Consider the following 15504-nt stretch of genomic DNA (forward strand, 5'->3'; position numbering starts at 1 on the left):
CGGCCGGCGGCCGCCCACAGTCGATCACCGACGAGCGCACACCCTACCGACCAGACGCGCGGCGTACGCCGCGGGCACCTGATAGGCCACGCCGCCGTGGAATCGGACGGGAGCGGCGCCTCAGCAATAGCAAAGGACTCAGATGTGCCGCATCCAGATATTGGGCTCTACGTAGGTTCCGTGATCAGCGGTACGGTCGAGCCGTAGCAAGCTCAGCCCTTCGGGGATGACGTAGTCACCGGTTTCAGGGAACACCATGCCGGTCCATCGTTCCCATTCGGCGATCGTGCCGGTCATGGTCTGTGACTCGGGAGCCGCCGCGAGGATACGAGCGCCGAGACGCTGGTGCGTCCGGATCCATGGGTCGAGTGCCAAACCGTCGCCGCGGGTCCAGCTCATGAACGCTTCAATGGAAGTCAGTGGGTAGCGGGCTTTCAGCGTCGGGCGGACCGGTGCGATGACACGTGGCCACCCCGCATCCTCGGCGAGCTGACGTAGCGCTTTGAGCATCTCCCCCGCCAGGCCGCGTCCCTTGAGCGATGGGGTGACGATTGCCCCGCAGATCACCAGGGTGTCGGGTTGGACGCCTTGCTCTCGGCCCTCCACAGCACGGATGGCGGCCTGGGTGTAACCAGTGGGAAGTGTCTCCGTCCGTCCATCCCAGCGGACCGGTATGCCCCAGCCGGTCGCGACAGGCACGCCGCGCTCGTTCACCAGCGTGAGGTTGAGGTCGGCGAACCACTCCCTGATCCTGCCGATGTACTGCTTGACCAGCCGATCGGCTGTGATGAACTCCGGGAAGCCCTCGCTGAAGAGCTCCTGTATCTGCTCATCAGGCCACGTACGTGCGTCTGTTCGCTCAACGATCAATGCCACCAGCCCGTGTATAGCGCACGGCCCACAGACCAGACGAGGAGATTTCCCCCCGCGACTTGGTCGAGCGGTGTGGCCTCAGACCGTCGGGATCACGAGCCGTCGGCCGTCACGACACCACGTTCTGATCAGGACCCGGTCGTCTTGCGGCACTCGCCGGTGATACTCGGCTCGTCCAGCCTGTTGATCAGCTTGGTGCGTCGCTCGTCGAGTTGACTGTCCTTGTCGGCGGCCGCGGGATCGCTGTAGTCCCCGTCAAGCTGCGTGCTGCGCAGGTCGCCGAGTTCGAGGGTGGTCGAGGCGAGTTCGGCGCCGCGGTTGAACGCCGTAGCGAGAGGTTGCCAGGTGTCGTCGAGGCGGGCGGCCTGAGCCGCCTTGTCGGCTGCCTTCTCCATGAGCGGAAGGACTCTCTCGCGGGACTCCTGGCGAGCCGCTGCGTCGATCAGCGGATCACCCGAGACCTCGGGGAACTCCATCGTGCAGGCTTCCTTGGCGAGTTGGAGTGCCTCGTCCTTGTCATCACCAGCGCAGGCTGCAAGCCCCGACGCCGCAACCACAATGAGCGAACCGCGCACAATGAGGCGCTTGACTCTGTTCACGTTCCCCTCCCGATCATGCGGGGTCATTCTGCACCCAGGCCTGCCGGCGCACCCGGCGACCCCTACACGGGCAGTTGAGGTGTGGGGGCTGGGGGGTGCCGGGTCGGCAACTGTCCGTGCGTGAGGCTCGGCAGGGACGTAGCCCGCCGGGCCTCACGCTGGGAGCACGGTGAGTGACCCGAGGCTGACGACGGTCGAGCATTCCAGCTGCTGGTCGCTGCGAGCCCTGCCGGACTTCGCCTCGCCTTGACCGGGTGCTCTGCATAGTTCCTGGCCTTGAGTAGGCCGGGCATGCCGCCTTTGCCGTCGGCGCGGGCGAAAGGGCGGTTGCCAGCGGGGATCCTCTGCCTATCGCTCTTGAATCCCAACCGTGCCACTCGCCTGCAGACACCCGCATCCGCCCCCGCGCACTCCCACTTCCCCCACAGACAATCACCCGCCCCGAGCAGGGATTCTCCTCAACCCCTTCCGTGAGGCGGAAGCGGTATTGCGGTGCCTCGGCGCCCTTCCCGACGATGTCGCCATCACCCAACGACGGGAGCCGCAGCCATGCCGCACATGACGACTTTCGCCAAGAACCAGTGGTACGTAGCCGCCTACAGTCACGAGGTCGGGCGGGAGTTGCTCGGGCGGACGATTCTCGGTGAGACGCTCGTGCTGTATCGGACCGAGGAGGGGGCGCCGGTCGTGCTGCACGACCGGTGCGTGCATCGGCGTTACCCGCTGTCGGAGGCGCCGACGCGGCTCGACGGGGACCGGATCGTGTGCGGGTATCACGGGTTCACGTACGACACGACGGGCACGTGCGTGTACGTGCCGGGGCAGAAACGCGTTCCGCGGACGGCGCGTGTCGCCTCGTACCCCGTCGTCGAACTGGACTCCCTGGTCTGGGTGTGGATAGGTGACCCGGCGCTCGCCGACCCGCAGGGCATCCCGCGGGCCAGGCACCTCGACTCCCCCGGCTGGGTCACCGTGCGCGGCATGGAGCCCATCGACTGCGACTACGGCCTCCTCGTCGACAACCTCCTCGACCTCTCCCACGAGACCTACCTCCACGGCGGCTACATCGGCACCCCCGAGGTCGCCGAGACGCCGATCACCACGGAGGTCGACGAGGGCGCCGGGGTCGTGCGGGTGAGCCGGCACATGGACGACGCCGAGTGCCCGCCGTTCTACGCCAGTTCGACCGGCATCGAGGGCCGGATCACCCGCTGGCAGGACATCGAGTACTTCGCCCCCTGCCTGTATCTGCTGCACAGCCGCGTCGCGCCCGTCGGCGTGGTGCCCGAGCCGGACGGCAGCGACCCGGGCGGCTTCCACACCGAGGTCACCTATGCCATCACTCCCTCCGGCGACGGCAAGGTGTACGACTTCTGGGCGGTCTCGCGGGACTGGGCGACGGACGACGACGAGGTCACCGAGTTCCTGCGCGGCAACAACCACACGGTCGTCATGCAGGACGTCGACGCCCTCAACCTGCTCCAGCGGACCCTCGGCACCGAACGCCACGGCTACCAGGAGCTGAGCATCAACATAGACACCGGCGGCCTCGCCGCCCGCCGTATCCTCGCCCGGCTGGTCGAGGAGGGCGACAAGCCCGTGGAGAAGGTCCTGTGAGCAGCACCGGTCCGACCGGCGAGATCTACCGCATCGACTGGCTGCCGGGCACCGACCTCCTGCACGGCACCTGCCACTGCGGCCGCGAGCACACCGCGCAGGACCCGGTGGAGATGTGGGAGTGGATGCTCGCCCACCCCCAGGGGCACGAGCAGCTAGGGAACACTGTTGATGAATGACGTCGTCCGCGAGGTGGAACTCGTCGTCGAACGCCGGGAGTTCGCGGCCGACGGCGTTCTCGCCCTCACCCTGCGCCACCCGCTCGGCGAGCCGCTCCCCGTCTGGGAGCCCGGCGCCCACATCGACGTCGCGCTCGGGCCGGAGCTGGAGCGGCAGTACTCCCTGTGCGGGGACCCCGCCGACCGGACGGCGTGGCGGATCGCCGTACTGCGCGAGCCGGACGGGCGCGGTGGATCCGCGCATGTGCACGAGCAGTTGGGGCGCGGAGACAAGATCCGGGTGCGCGGGCCGCGCAATCATTTCCGGCTGGAGCCCGCGCCCCGCTACCGCTTCATCGCCGGCGGCATCGGCATCACCCCGATCCTGCCGATGCTGGCGGCTGCCGAGGCGGCGGGCGCCGAGTGGACGCTGCTGTACGGCGGCCGCTCCCGTCGGTCCATGGCGTTCGGCGAGGAGTTGGAGCGGTACGGGGACCGGGTCACCGTCGCCCCGCAGGACGAGTCCGGGCTGCTGGACCTCGCCTCGGCGCTCGGCGACCTCCCCGACGGCACCCTCGTCTACAGCTGCGGTCCGGGTCCGCTGCTCGACGCCGTCGAGGAGTTGTGTCCGGCCGGGGTGCTGCATGTCGAGCGGTTCCGACCCAAGGAGCAACTCGACGGTGACGAAGTGGAGTTCGAGGTCGAGCTGGCGCGGAGCGGGCGGACGCTCACCGTCGGGCCGGGTGTCTCCGTGCTGGACAGCGTGCGGGCGGCCGGCGTCGAGGTGCTCTACTCCTGCACCGAGGGCACCTGCGGGACCTGCGGGACCGACGTCCTCGCCGGCACCCCGGAGCACCGGGACTCCGTGCTCACCCGGGAGGAGCAGGAGAGCGGCGAGACGATGATGATCTGCGTGTCCCGCTGCCGGGGGAAGCGGCTGGTCCTGGACTTGTGATGCGCAGGTCGGCCTCGATCGCGGCGACCGTCGAGCGCAGGTGCGGCAGCAGGTCCCGCCGCACCGAGTCCACGGTGTTGCGGCCCGCGTGCACGGCGATGTTGACCGCCGCGACTACCTCGCCGTCCCGGTCCCGCACCGGGGCGGCGACCGACATCAGCCCCTCCTCCAGTTCCTGGTCGACGACGGCGTAACCCTGTCGCCGGACGCGGCTGAGCTCGGCCCGCAGGGCGTCCGGCGAGGAGATCGTGCGCGCGGTCAGGGGCTTCAACTCGGCGCGGCCGAGGAGGACTTCGACCCGCTCCTTCGGGCCGTGCGCGAGGATCACCCGGCCCACCGACGTGACGTACGCCGGGAAGCGCGTCCCCACCGTGATGGACGCCGTCATGATGCGGCGGGTCGCGACCCGGGCGACGTACACGATGTCGTCGCCGTCGAGGACGCACAGCGACGACGACTCCCGTACCTGCGCCACGAGTTGCTCCAGATGGGGCTCGGCGATCTGGGGCAGGGTGTAGCCGGCGAGGTAGGAGTAGCCGAGTTCCAGCACACGCGGGGTCAGGCGGAAGAGGCGGCCGTCCTGGTGGACGTAGCCGAGGTCGGCGAGGGTCAGCAGCAGACGGCGGGCAGCGGCGCGCGTCAGGTCGCAGGTGTGGGCGACGTCGCTGAGCGTGCGCGCGGGATGGTCGGCGTCGAAGCAGCGGATGACGGCGAGTCCGCGCTCGAAGGACTTCACGAAGTGCGGTGCGCGGGCCTCGTCGGACATCGCAACCTCCAGCAGTGTCAACAATGTTGTCGGCGAACCTTGGTGAACCCATTGACCGGATGCGTTTGAGGCTTCTACCTTCCCGCTGAGCAACCCCGCGCACTACTGTGCGCCTTGCGCACAACCTGTCGGAACACCGTTGCACGTTGTCTGTACAGGAGGAGCCATGCGTCGTCTGTCCGCCGGTCTCGCCGCCGGCGCCCTGCTGCTCGTCGGGACGGCCTGTGGCTCGTCCGACGGCGACTCGCCGGACGCGGGAGCGTCCTCCGGCGGGATCACCACCGTCAAACTCGGCCTCATCCCGATCGTCGATGTCGCGCCGCTGTACCTCGGCCAGAAGAAGGGCTTCTTCGAGAAGCAGGGCCTGAAGCTGGAGTTCACGACCGCACAGGGCGGTGCGGCGATCGTGCCGGGTGTGGCGAGCGGTCAGTTCCAGTTCGGCTTCAGCAATGTGACGTCCCTGATGGTGGCTCAGTCCAACGGCGTCCCCGTGAAGGCCGTCGCCAACGGCATCGCGTCGACCGGCGTGCGGGGCAAGGACTTCAACGGCCTGATGGTCAAGAAGGACAGCCCCGTGAAGTCGGCGAAGGAGCTGGAGGGCAAGAAGGTCGCCATCAACACCCTGAAGAACATCAACGAGACAGCCGTACGTCAGGCGGTCCGTCAGGCGGGCGGCGACCCGGACGAGGTGGAGCTGGTCGAGATGGCCTTCGACCAGATGCCGGCCGCCCTCGACCAGGGCCAGATCGACGCCGCGTGCGTGGTGGAGCCGGCGACCGCCACCATCCGCAGCCAGGGCGGCCGCGAGATCGCCTCACCGCTGATCGACGTCGCGCCCGAGCTCACCGTCGCGATGTACTTCACCTCGACGCAGTACGCGCAGCAACACCCGGACGTGGTCAAGAAGTTCCAGGACGCCACCGCCGAGTCCCTCGCCTACGCCGAGGATCACCCGGACGAGGCACGGCAGATCGTCACCACGTACACCAAGATCCCGGCGTCGGTCCTTGAGCAGGTCGTCCTGCCGAAGTGGCCCGCCGAGGCGAACCGCCCCTCCATCGAGGCCCTCATGAAGCTCGGCGAGGAGGACGGACTGTTCAAGAAGACGCCCGACCTGGACGCGCTCCTGCCGTGACTCCTGGCAGGAACGTCGCACTCGGTGCGGCCGGGCTCGCGGCCTTCCTCGCTCTGGGCGAGGCGGTGCCGCGGCTCGGCCTGGTCAAGGAGGCGTACTTCCCGCCGACCAGCAAGATCGCCTCGGCCCTCGGCGACGAACTCTCCGACGACGCCTTCTGGCACGCGCTCGGCGACACGCTCACCGGCTGGGCGCTGGGCCTGGCCATCGCGGTCTGCGCCGGCGTCGCCGCGGGCGTCGTCGTCTCCGTGGTGCCGTATCTGCGCGCGGCGACGGCCTCCACGATCGAGTTCCTGCGCCCGATCCCGTCAGTGGCGCTCATCCCGCTCGCGGTGCTGCTGTACGGCACCGAACTGCGGTCGGTGCTCCTTCTCGTCGTCTACGCCTCCTTCTGGCAGGTGCTGATCCAGACCCTGTACGGCGTCCAGGACGTCGACCCGGTCGCCGAGGAGACGGCGCGCTCGTACGGCCTCGGCACCTGGGCGCGCGTCCGCCATGTGCTGTGGCCGACCGCGCTGCCGTACGTCATGACCGGTGTGCGGCTGGCCGCCGCGGTGGCGCTGATCCTCGCGATCACCGCGGAACTTGTCATCGGCGCACCGGGGTTGGGGCAGCAGATCGCGGTGGCGCAGACCTCGCAGGCGGTGCCTCAGATGTACGCGCTCATCGTGGTCGCGGGCCTGCTCGGGCTGATCATCAACGTCGGCGCGCGCACGGTGGAGCGGTGGGCGCTCGCCTGGCATCAGTCGGTGCGCGGGGAGGTGGCGGTGTGATCGCGCGGCTGCTGCTCAAGTCTCTGTTCGTCATCGCGCTGCCCGTCGTCCTGGTCGTCGTGTGGTGGGCGGCGTCGGCCGGCAGCACGGACCCGTTCTGGCCGCCGCTGCGGACGATCGTGGAGACCTTCCCGGACGTCTGGACGGCCGACCGGCTGCGCACCGATGTCGTACCGAGCCTGCTGCGGCTCCTCGCGGGCTATGCGCTCGCAGCCCTCGTCGGTGTCGCGCTCGGCACGGTCATCGGCTCCTACCGGGCGGTGCGCGCGGTGTGCGAGCCGGTCCTGGAGTTCCTGCGGGCGGTGCCGCCGCCCGTGCTTGTCCCGGTGATCATGCTGTTCGCCGGCATCGGCGACACCATGAAGATCGTCGTGATCGCGAGCGGCTGCGTGTGGCCCGTCCTGCTCAACACCGTGGAGGGGGTGCGCGCGGTCGACTCGGTGATGCTGGAGACGGCCCGTTCCTACGGCCTCTCGGGCCTCGCCCGGCTGCGGCATCTGGTGCTGCCCTCGGCGAGCCCGCAGATCTTCGCCGGGCTGCGCCAGGCGCTGTCGATCGGCATCATCCTGATGGTCATCAGCGAGATGTTCGCCGCGAACAACGGCATCGGCTTCACCGTCGTCCAGTTCCAGCGCAGCTTCGCGATCCCCGACATGTGGACCGGGATCCTGGTCCTCGGTCTGCTCGGCTTCCTGCTCTCCGTCGTGTTCCAGCTGGTCGAGCGCCGGGTGCTCGGCTGGTACCACGGTCTGCGCGCGACCACCCGGCGGTCCTGAGTGAACACCGTGAAGGGGAGGGTCATGCTCGACGTACGCGCCCTGAAGAAGGTCTACGAGGGTTCCGGGCGGCGTGTGGAGGCGGTGCGCGACCTCACCTTCACCGTGGACGCCGGGGAGCTGGTCTGTCTCGTCGGGCCGTCGGGCTGCGGGAAGACGACCCTGCTGAAGTGCATGGGCGGACTACTGTCGCCGACGGGCGGCGAGGTGCTCCTGGAGGGGCGCCGGGTGAGCGGCCCGCCGCCCGGGATGGCGTTCGTGTTCCAGGAGTACGGGCGCAGCCTCTTCCCCTGGATGCGGGTCGGCGAGAACGTCGAACTGCCGCTGAAGCAGAAGGACTTGGGCAAGGCGCGGCGTCGGGAGCTGGTGCGTGACGCGCTGGAGTCGGTGGGGCTGGCGGACGCCGTGGGGGCGTATCCGTGGCAGCTCTCGGGCGGGATGCAGCAGCGCGTCGCCATCGCCCGCGCGCTGGCGTACGAGCCCCGGGTGCTGCTGATGGACGAGCCGTTCGCGGCGGTCGACGCGCAGACGCGCGCCGACCTGGAGGACCTGGTGCGGGGGCTGTGGCGGGAGCGCGGCATCACGATCCTGTTCGTCACCCATGACATCGACGAGGCCGTGTACCTGGGTGAGCGGGTGATCGTGCTGTCCGCCTCCCCCACTGTCGTACGGGAGCAGCTGAAGGTCGATCTGCCCGCCGAGCGCGACCAGTTGCACACCCGCGTGGACCCGCGCTTCGCCGAGCTGCGGACCCATGTGTACGAGCAGATCCAGGCGGCGAAGCGCGGGGGCGTGCAGGACGCGGTCACGAAGTCGGATACGCCTCCACCTCACTGAACTGGCCAGCCGGCCAGCCGGTGTTGGCACTCACCGACAGCCGCAGATGGCGCAGGGCGGTGCCGCCGGGCAGGGCGACGGTGACCGTGTTGCCGGTGGCCGGGTCGAAGCGGTAGCCGGTGGCGCCGACGACGGTGGAGAAGTTCGAGCCGTCGGTACTGCCCAGCACCGTGACGGTCTGGGTGCGGGCGCCCCACGCCGAGGACGGCGGCAGCTTGAGCACCAGACGGCGTACCGCCTCGCTGGAGCCGAGGTCGATGGTCAGGGACTGCGGGAAGGCGTTGTTGCCGGACTCCCAGTAGCTGTTGGCATCGCCGTCGACCGCCTTGCCGGGCGTGTAGACGTCCTGGGAGCCGGTGGCGGTGGCCGGGCGGCCCTTGGCGAGGTTGCGTGCCGGGTCCGGGTCGGGGTTGCTCTGCCCGGGCTGCGGCCAGGTCGAGCAGTCGGACCAGGTGCTGCTCCAGCCGGAGTTGCCGCCGCCGTCGGTGAGGGTGAAGGGGCCCGAGTTTGCAGGGTAGGGGCAGTTGTAGACGCCCGCGGCGCCGACGCCGGTGGCCGTGACGTTGCGGAAGGTGGCGGCGCCCTGGGTCTCGGCCTGGACGACGACCGTGCCGGTGTTGCGGACGGTGGCGCCGTCGACGGTGACGTTCCTGGCCGCGAGGCCCCGTCCACCGCCGGATACGAACTCGAAGGCGCTGTACGGACTGTCGGTGATCGTCGTGTTGGTGATCTTCACCTGCGCCTCGATGGCGCTGTCGTAGGAGTCGACGCGCAGGGCGCCCATCGGGTGGTTCCAGTTGGGGTTCATCGCGCCCGTGCGGACGAGCGTGTTGCCGTCGACCGTGATGGTGCCGGACAGCGGGTGGAAGGGGTCCATGAACTTCTGGTTGGAGATCGCGATGCCGCTGCCGAGGGCGTTGGTGTCGGAGATCAGGTTGTTCCTGACGGTGATGTCGGTGCCGCCGTAGATCGCGATGCCGTTGGCGAGGTTCGGCTGGGTGATGGTGTTGCTCTCGAAGCTGCTGCTGACGTCCGGCGCGTTCAGCGACCACATGGCGAGCGCGTCGTCGCCCTGGTTGCGCAGGAAGTTGCCCCGGACCTTCACGCCGCGCGCGTTGCCGTTGAGGTTGAGGCCGTCGGCGGTCATGTCGAGGAAGCGGTTGTTCTCGACGACGAGGTTGTCGTTGTTGCCCATCAGCCAGAGGCCGACCTTGAGGTGCTGGAGCCACATCCCGGAGACGGAACTGTTCGGTCCCAGCGAGCCGTTGACGAAGTTGTCGGGGTTGGAGTCCACCCGCTCGGTGACCTCGCCGATGACCGCGAAGTCCTTGATGTGGACGCCGCCCGACGAGCTCGACTGGTCGATGAAGCGCGAGCTGCGCACGACCGAGTGCCAGCTTCCCGCGCCCTGGAGGGTGACGTTCTGGACGCCGCTGAGGGAGGACGTCAGCCGGTACTCCCCCGGCGGGATCCACACGACACCGCCCTGCGCCGAGGCGATGGCGTCCCGGAAGGCCTGAGTCGAGTCGCCCTGGCCGCTGGGGTCGGCGCCCTTGGACGTCACCGACACCGACCCGGCGGGCTGGCTCGCCGCCCCCGCGACCTGCTCGAAGTCGGCGACGTCGACGGTGACCTGGGCGTTCGTCGCCTCCAGGGCCACCTTGTCGCCGGCCTGCACGTTCTGCCCGAGCAGCAGCCTGGCGTTGTCGTAGAAGTGATGGGTCCTGGCCCCCGCGATCCAGCCGGTGTCGACGTAGGAGTACTTGGAGGTGACGGCGATGGTCTTCGCGAGCCTGGTGCCGTTGACGTACACGTTCAGTGAGCCGCTCTGGCCGTCGGGGACGCTGTAGGCGACGTTGAGGGCGTTGGCCGCGCGCGGCGCGGTGAACTCGACGCGCTGCCCGGAGTTCAGGCGTACGGCCTGGCGCCCGGAGGCCTCCGAGGCGAGGGTGCCCTGCGTGTGGTCGGGGCCGATCTTCGTGCCGGTGGTGGTCGCCGACTCGGCCTCGACCGATGTGAACGGCAGGGTGGCCCCGGCCGCTGCCCGGGCGGTGGGCGCCATCGCGGTGAGGAGGCCTGCGGCGAGGGCGACCGTCATCGCTGTTGGCATGAGCCTGACAGTCTTGCGCGGGTACTGCATGTGCCGATCCCTTCGTGTGGGGGTGCGGGGACAGCGGGTCCGCGGTCAGGCGCGCAGCCAGGCCGCGGTGTCCTTCGGCAGCCGGCCGTGGGGGTCCAAGGGGCCGCTGGCGAGGAGGAGTTCGGTGTGGTCGGGCAGGTCGGCGGGCGCGTCGGCGAGGTTCACCACGCAGGTCACGCCCGGCGCGCGGGTGAAGGCGAGCACGCCCTCGGGCGCCGGCAGCCAGGTGAGGGGGCCGTCGCCGAACTCCGGGCGCAGCGCGATCGCCCGGCGGTAGAGGCCGAGCATCGAGCCGGGGTCGGCGGCCTGCCGGTCGGCGGCGTACGCGGCCCAGCCGGCGGGCTGCGGCAGCCAGGGTTCCTCCCGCGAACCGAATCCGGCGTGCGGTTCTCCCGCCGCCCACGGCAGCGGCACCCGGCAGCCGTCCCTGCCCGGGTCGGTGCCGCCGGAGCGGCCGTGCATCGGGTCCTCGATGCGGTCGAGGGGGATGTCGGCCTCGGGCAGGCCGAGTTCCTCGCCCTGGTAGACGTAGACGGCTCCGGGCAGGGCGAGCGAGAGCAGCGCGGCCGCCCGTGCGCGCCGGGTGCCGAGGGCCAGGTCGGTCGGGGTGCCGAAGGCCTTCGCCGCGAAGTCGAAGCCGGTGTCGGTGCGGCCGTAGCGGGTGACCGTGCGGGTGACGTCGTGGTTGCACAGCACCCAGGTGGCGGGGGCGCCGACGGGCGCGTGCTCGGCGAGGGTCGTGTCGATGGACGCCCGCAGCCGCTCGGCGTCCCAGGGGCAGGACAGGAACGCGAAGTTGAACGCCGTGTGCAGCTCGTCGGGGCGCAGGTAGCGGGCGAAGCGCTCGGTGTCGGGCAGCCAGACCTCGCCGACGAAGACGCCGTCGTAGTCGTCGGCGACGGTCCGCCAGGAGCGGTAGATGTCGTGGAGTTCGTCGCGGTCGACGAAGGGGTGCGGGTGGGGGTCGTCGGCGAGGTCGGTGAGCGCGGGGTCCTTGGCGAGCAGCGCGGCCGAGTCGATGCGGACGCCGGCCACGCCCCGCTCGAACCAGAAGCGCAGGATGTCCTCGTGCTCCTGGCGGACCACGGGGTGGGCCCAGTTGAGGTCGGGCTGCTCGGGCGTGAACAGGTGGAGGTACCACTCGCCGTCCGGCAGGCGGGTCCACACGGGTTCGGTGGAGCCGACGAACTGCGACGGCCAGTCGTTGGGCGGGAGGTCGCCGTCCGGGCCGCGTCCGGGCCGGAAGTGGAACAGCTCGCGCTCCGGGCTGCCGGGTCCGGCTGCGAGCGCGGCCCGGAACCAGGCGTGTTGGTGGGAGACGTGGTTGGGCACGATGTCGACGATCGTGCGGATGCCCAGCTCGCCCGCCTCGGCGATGAGTTTCTCCGCCTCGGCGAGGGTGCCGAACGCCGGGTCGATCGCGCGGTAGTCGGCGACGTCGTAGCCGCCGTCCTTCAGCGGTGAGACGTACCAGGGCGTGAACCACAGGGCGTCCACACCGAGTTCGGCGAGATACGGCAGCCGGGCGCGGACGCCCGCGAGGTCGCCGGTGCCGTCGCCGTCGCCGTCCGCGAAGCTGCGGACGTAGACCTGGTAGATGACGGCGGAGCGCCACCACTGTGCGGCGGCATGACGGGACTGTGCCACGGTGCGGCCCTTTCTGTCGGAAGGAGGAGGGCAGGCGGTGGGAGGAGGGCGTCAGCCCTTGGTGCTGCCCGCGCCGATCCCGGCGATGATGTGCCGCTGGAAGACCAGGAACATGGCGACCATGGGGATGCTGGCGATCACCATCGCGGCGATGAGCACGGTCAGCTGGATGTTCTGCGACAGCTGGACGAGCGCCACGCTGATCGGCTGCTTGTCGGTGTCGGAGAAGACCATCAGCGGCCAGAGGAAGTCCTGCCAGACGGCCACCAGGGCGAAGATCGAGACCACGCCGAGGACCGGCCGGGACATCGGCAGCACGATCGACCACAGAGTGCGCAGCTTCCCGGCGCCGTCAATCTCGGCGGCCTCCAGGACATCGCGCGGGAGCTGGTCGAAGAACCGCTTCAGCAGATAGAGGTTGAAGGCGTTGGCGACGGCCGGCAGCCAGATGGCGAGCGGGTCGTTGAGCAGCCCCAGATCCGCCACGGTCAGGTACTTCGGTACGACAAGCGCCTGGGCCGGGACCATCAGGGTGGCGAGGATGCCGCCGAGGACCACCTTGCCGAACACGGGCCGCAGCTTGGACAGCGCGTAGGCGGCGGCCGTGCAGAACACGATCTGGAACAGCCAGGCGCCGGCGGCCTGGACGACCGTGTTCCAGAGGTGGCTGGGCAGTTGCATCAGGTCCCAGGCGTCGGTGTACCCGCTGAGGTGCCACTGCTCCGGCACGAGCGTGGGCGGGGTCCGCACCACCTCGTCCGGCGACTTCATCGCGCCCGTCACCATCCAGTACACGGGGAAGAGGAAGGCGAGCGTGAACAGCAGGACGGTGCCGGTGAAGACGGACCAGTAGACGGCTCTGCCGCGCGGGCGGGCCAGGGCCGCAGGGGAGAGAAGCGTCCGGGTGCTCATGCGTCCGCCCCTTCGCTGCGCGTCAGACGCAGATATACGGCGGAGAAGGCGCCCAGGAGCACGAGCAGCATGACGCTGAGGGCGCAGGCGCCGCCGAAGTCGTTGTAGAGGAAGGCGTACTTGTAGATCAGGTACAGGACGGTGACCGTGGCGTTCTCCGGGCCGCCGCCCGTGATCACGAACGGTTCGGTGAAGACCTGCATCGTGGCGATGATCTGAAGGAGCATCAGCATCAGGATCACGAACCGGGTCTGCGGGATCGTGACGTGCCGGATGCGCTGGAGGAGGTTCGCGCCGTCGAGCTCGGCCGCCTCGTACAGCTCGCCCGGGATGGACTGGAGCGCCGCGAGGTAGATGAGCACGGTGCCGCCCATGTTGGCCCAGGTCGCCACGATCACGAGGGACACCAGCGCGGTGTCGGCGCCGTTGGACCAGTTCGACGTGGGCAGGTGCAGGAACCGCAGCGCCTCGTTGGCGAGGCCGGCGCCGGGGTCGTAGAACCACTTCCACAGCAGGGCGCTGACCACCGGCGGGATCATCACCGGCAGATAGACCACGACCCGGAAGAACGCCTTGGCGTGCCGCAACTCGTTGAGGACCAGGGCGAGTACGAAGGGGATCGCGAAGCCGATCAGCAGGGCGAGCAGCGTGAAGGTGAGGGTGTTGCGCCAGGCCGCAGCGAACTCCGGGTCGGCGAAGACGCGGGTGAAGTTGGCGGTGCCGACCCACTCGGGGTCGCTGCCCGGCGTGTACTTCTGGAAGGCGATCACGACGGCGCGGATCGCCGGGTACCAGGAGAACAGGGCGAAGCAGACGAGGCCGCCGAGGAGGAAGCCGTAGGCGCGGGCTTGGTCGGCGAGGCGGCGCCGCCTCCGGTCCCCTGCCGGGGGCGGCGCCTGCATCGGGTGGACCGCGACCTTCGCGACGGTCCGTCGCTGAGCCGTCTTGGTCATGGACCGTCAGCCCCGGGCCAGAATGCTGTCGATCTTCCCGGAGGCGTCCTTCAGGAGCTGGTCGATGTCGGCGTCCCTCTTGGTGAGGACGGCGGAGACGACCCCGTCGAGGACCGAGTAGATCTGCTGGGCGCTCGGCGGTTCGATCTTCATGTCGAAGCTCTGGTTGCCGTCGAGGAAGGCCTGGTAGTTGTCCACCGGGACGTTGGCGTTGGCCTCCTTGACCTGCTGGTCCTTGGCGTCGGCGGCGCCGGTGAACAGCCGGGGCTCGGGCAGTCCGACGGGGGCGTCGTTCTTCTTGGCGCGGGCGTAGTCGCCGAGGAAGCCGTCTCCGGGCGTGAGGAACATGTGGTCCAGCCACTTCAGGCCGGCGCGGATCTGCTCGGGGCTCGCCTTCTTGTTGAACATGTAGCCGTCGCCACCGATGAGCGTGCCCTCGCCGCCGGGCATGGGGGCGAGCGCGAGGTCCTTGTAGTCGCCGCCCTTCTCCTTGACCAGGATCGGGATGTTGTCGGGGGCGGAGAGGTACATGCCGAGCTTGCCGGAGCCCATCATCTGCTGGACGTCGTTGATGACCAGGAGCTGCTTGCTGCCCATGGAGTTGTCGGTCCAGCGCATGTCGTGCAGGTTCTGGAGCACGGCACGGCCCTCGGGGGTGTCGACGGTGGCTTTCTTGCCGTCGGCGCTGACGACGTCGCCGCCCTGTGAGTACAGCTCGGCGGTGAAGTGCCAGCCGCCCTGGTTCTGGGCGCTGTAGTCGGCGTAGCCGACGGTGCCGCCGCCGAGAGCGGCGATCTTCTTGGCCGCGGCACGCAGCTCGTCCCAGGTGGCCGGGGGCTTCTCGGGGTCGAGCCCGGCCTTCTCGAAGAGCTTCTTGTTGTAGATCAGGCCCATCGAGTAGCCGGTGCGCGGTATGCCGTAGACCTTGCCGTCGACGGTGTAGATGTCGCGCAGCTGCTGCTGGATGGTCCCGTAGCTCTTCAACTCCTTGACGTACGACGTGAGATCGGCCGCCTGGTTGATGTCGACGACGTGCCGGGCGTCGGTGAAGTACGTGTAGAAGACGTCCTCCATCTGCCCGCCGGCGAGCTTGGCGTCGAACGTCTTCGGATCCTGGCAGGGGAACGCGTCGTGCGGGACGACGTCGATGTCCGGGTTGGCCTTCTCGAAGGACGCGATGTCCTGCTCGAAGAACTGGCGGTCGACCTTGGCGCTCTTGGGCGGCATGCAGTTGACCGTGATGCGGGTCTTTCCGCTCGCCGAGTCGTCGTCGCCCGACCCGCAGGCGGACACGGCCAGGGCGAGGGAGCAGACGCTCAGCGTGGCGAAGGTACGGCGGAACCCGGTGCTTCTCATCGGTGGA

Annotated in this window: 15 protein-coding genes; 7 read left to right on the forward strand and 8 right to left on the reverse strand. The window is 69.4% G+C overall.

Annotation, left to right across the window (positions count from 1 at the left end):
- Positions 1-138: 138 nt before the first annotated feature.
- A complete protein-coding gene (locus tag CP983_RS06905) occupies positions 139-876 on the reverse strand; it encodes a hypothetical protein (protein ID WP_150498945.1) in 738 nt (245 codons plus the stop codon).
- A 125-nt stretch (positions 877-1001) separates the two neighbouring features.
- Positions 1002-1349, reverse strand: coding sequence for a hypothetical protein (locus CP983_RS06910; protein WP_125525258.1), 348 nt, complete (start codon positions 1347-1349; stop codon positions 1002-1004).
- A gap of 672 nt (positions 1350-2021) precedes the next feature.
- Here CP983_RS06910 and CP983_RS06915 point away from each other — a divergent pair.
- Genes CP983_RS06915 through CP983_RS06925 form a run of 3 tightly spaced genes read left to right on the forward strand, consistent with a single transcriptional unit; the run spans position 2022 to position 4202 of the window.
- On the forward strand, positions 2022-3089 hold the full coding sequence (locus CP983_RS06915; RefSeq protein ID WP_150498946.1) for an aromatic ring-hydroxylating oxygenase subunit alpha: 1068 nt from the start codon (positions 2022-2024) through the stop codon (positions 3087-3089).
- Positions 3086-3268, forward strand: coding sequence for a hypothetical protein (locus CP983_RS06920; RefSeq protein WP_150498947.1), 183 nt, complete (start codon positions 3086-3088; stop codon positions 3266-3268). Before CP983_RS06915 ends, CP983_RS06920 begins: the two co-directional genes overlap by 4 nt.
- Positions 3261-4202 carry a PDR/VanB family oxidoreductase gene (locus tag CP983_RS06925; RefSeq protein WP_150498948.1) on the forward strand — a complete coding sequence of 314 codons (942 nt, stop codon included), beginning with the start codon at positions 3261-3263 and terminating at the stop codon, positions 4200-4202. Before CP983_RS06920 ends, CP983_RS06925 begins: the two co-directional genes overlap by 8 nt.
- Here the strand turns inward: CP983_RS06925 and CP983_RS06930 are convergent.
- Complete coding sequence (locus CP983_RS06930; RefSeq protein ID WP_150498949.1) at positions 4117-4968, reverse strand: IclR family transcriptional regulator domain-containing protein; 852 nt, start codon at positions 4966-4968, stop codon at positions 4117-4119. The genes CP983_RS06925 and CP983_RS06930 overlap by 86 nt on opposite strands.
- A 166-nt stretch (positions 4969-5134) precedes the next feature.
- Here CP983_RS06930 and CP983_RS06935 point away from each other — a divergent pair, with 166 nt between their 5' ends.
- From CP983_RS06935 to CP983_RS06950, 4 genes are read left to right on the forward strand one after another with little or no spacing between them, the layout of a single operon-like run.
- Positions 5135-6103 (forward strand): ABC transporter substrate-binding protein, encoded by a 969-nt coding sequence (locus CP983_RS06935; protein ID WP_107908189.1) that lies wholly within the window; start codon positions 5135-5137, stop codon positions 6101-6103.
- On the forward strand, positions 6100-6876 hold the full coding sequence (locus CP983_RS06940) for an ABC transporter permease (RefSeq protein WP_125525252.1): 777 nt from the start codon (positions 6100-6102) through the stop codon (positions 6874-6876). The genes CP983_RS06935 and CP983_RS06940 overlap by 4 nt, the downstream gene beginning before the upstream one ends.
- Positions 6876-7652 carry an ABC transporter permease gene (locus CP983_RS06945; protein ID WP_150506441.1) on the forward strand — a complete coding sequence of 259 codons (777 nt, stop codon included), beginning with the start codon at positions 6876-6878 and terminating at the stop codon, positions 7650-7652. Before CP983_RS06940 ends, CP983_RS06945 begins: the two co-directional genes overlap by 1 nt.
- 24 nt (positions 7653-7676) lie before the next feature.
- A complete protein-coding gene (locus CP983_RS06950; protein WP_189748477.1) occupies positions 7677-8489 on the forward strand; it encodes an ABC transporter ATP-binding protein in 813 nt (270 codons plus the stop codon).
- Here CP983_RS06950 and CP983_RS06955 read toward each other — a convergent pair.
- From CP983_RS06955 to CP983_RS06975, 5 genes are all read right to left on the reverse strand, one after another.
- The gene (locus tag CP983_RS06955; RefSeq protein ID WP_189748480.1) at positions 8458-10599 is read right to left on the reverse strand and encodes a discoidin domain-containing protein; all 2142 of its coding nucleotides are present in this window, start codon (positions 10597-10599) and stop codon (positions 8458-8460) included. The two genes, CP983_RS06950 and CP983_RS06955, sit on opposite strands and share 32 nt — an antisense overlap.
- 75 nt (positions 10600-10674) lie before the next feature.
- The gene (locus tag CP983_RS06960) at positions 10675-12276 is read right to left on the reverse strand and encodes a glycoside hydrolase family 13 protein (protein ID WP_150498951.1); all 1602 of its coding nucleotides are present in this window, start codon (positions 12274-12276) and stop codon (positions 10675-10677) included.
- A gap of 51 nt (positions 12277-12327) precedes the next feature.
- Entirely contained in the window at positions 12328-13188 is an 861-nt protein-coding gene (locus CP983_RS06965; protein ID WP_150498952.1) for a carbohydrate ABC transporter permease, read from the reverse strand.
- Entirely contained in the window at positions 13185-14141 is a 957-nt protein-coding gene (locus CP983_RS06970) for a carbohydrate ABC transporter permease (RefSeq protein ID WP_107908184.1), read from the reverse strand. Before CP983_RS06970 ends, CP983_RS06965 begins: the two co-directional genes overlap by 4 nt.
- 6 nt (positions 14142-14147) lie before the next feature.
- Entirely contained in the window at positions 14148-15497 is a 1350-nt protein-coding gene (locus CP983_RS06975; protein WP_150498953.1) for an ABC transporter substrate-binding protein, read from the reverse strand.
- Positions 15498-15504: the final 7 nt, after the last annotated feature.

This window comes from Streptomyces chartreusis, assembly GCF_008704715.1.
GTDB lineage: Bacteria > Actinomycetota > Actinomycetes > Streptomycetales > Streptomycetaceae > Streptomyces > Streptomyces chartreusis.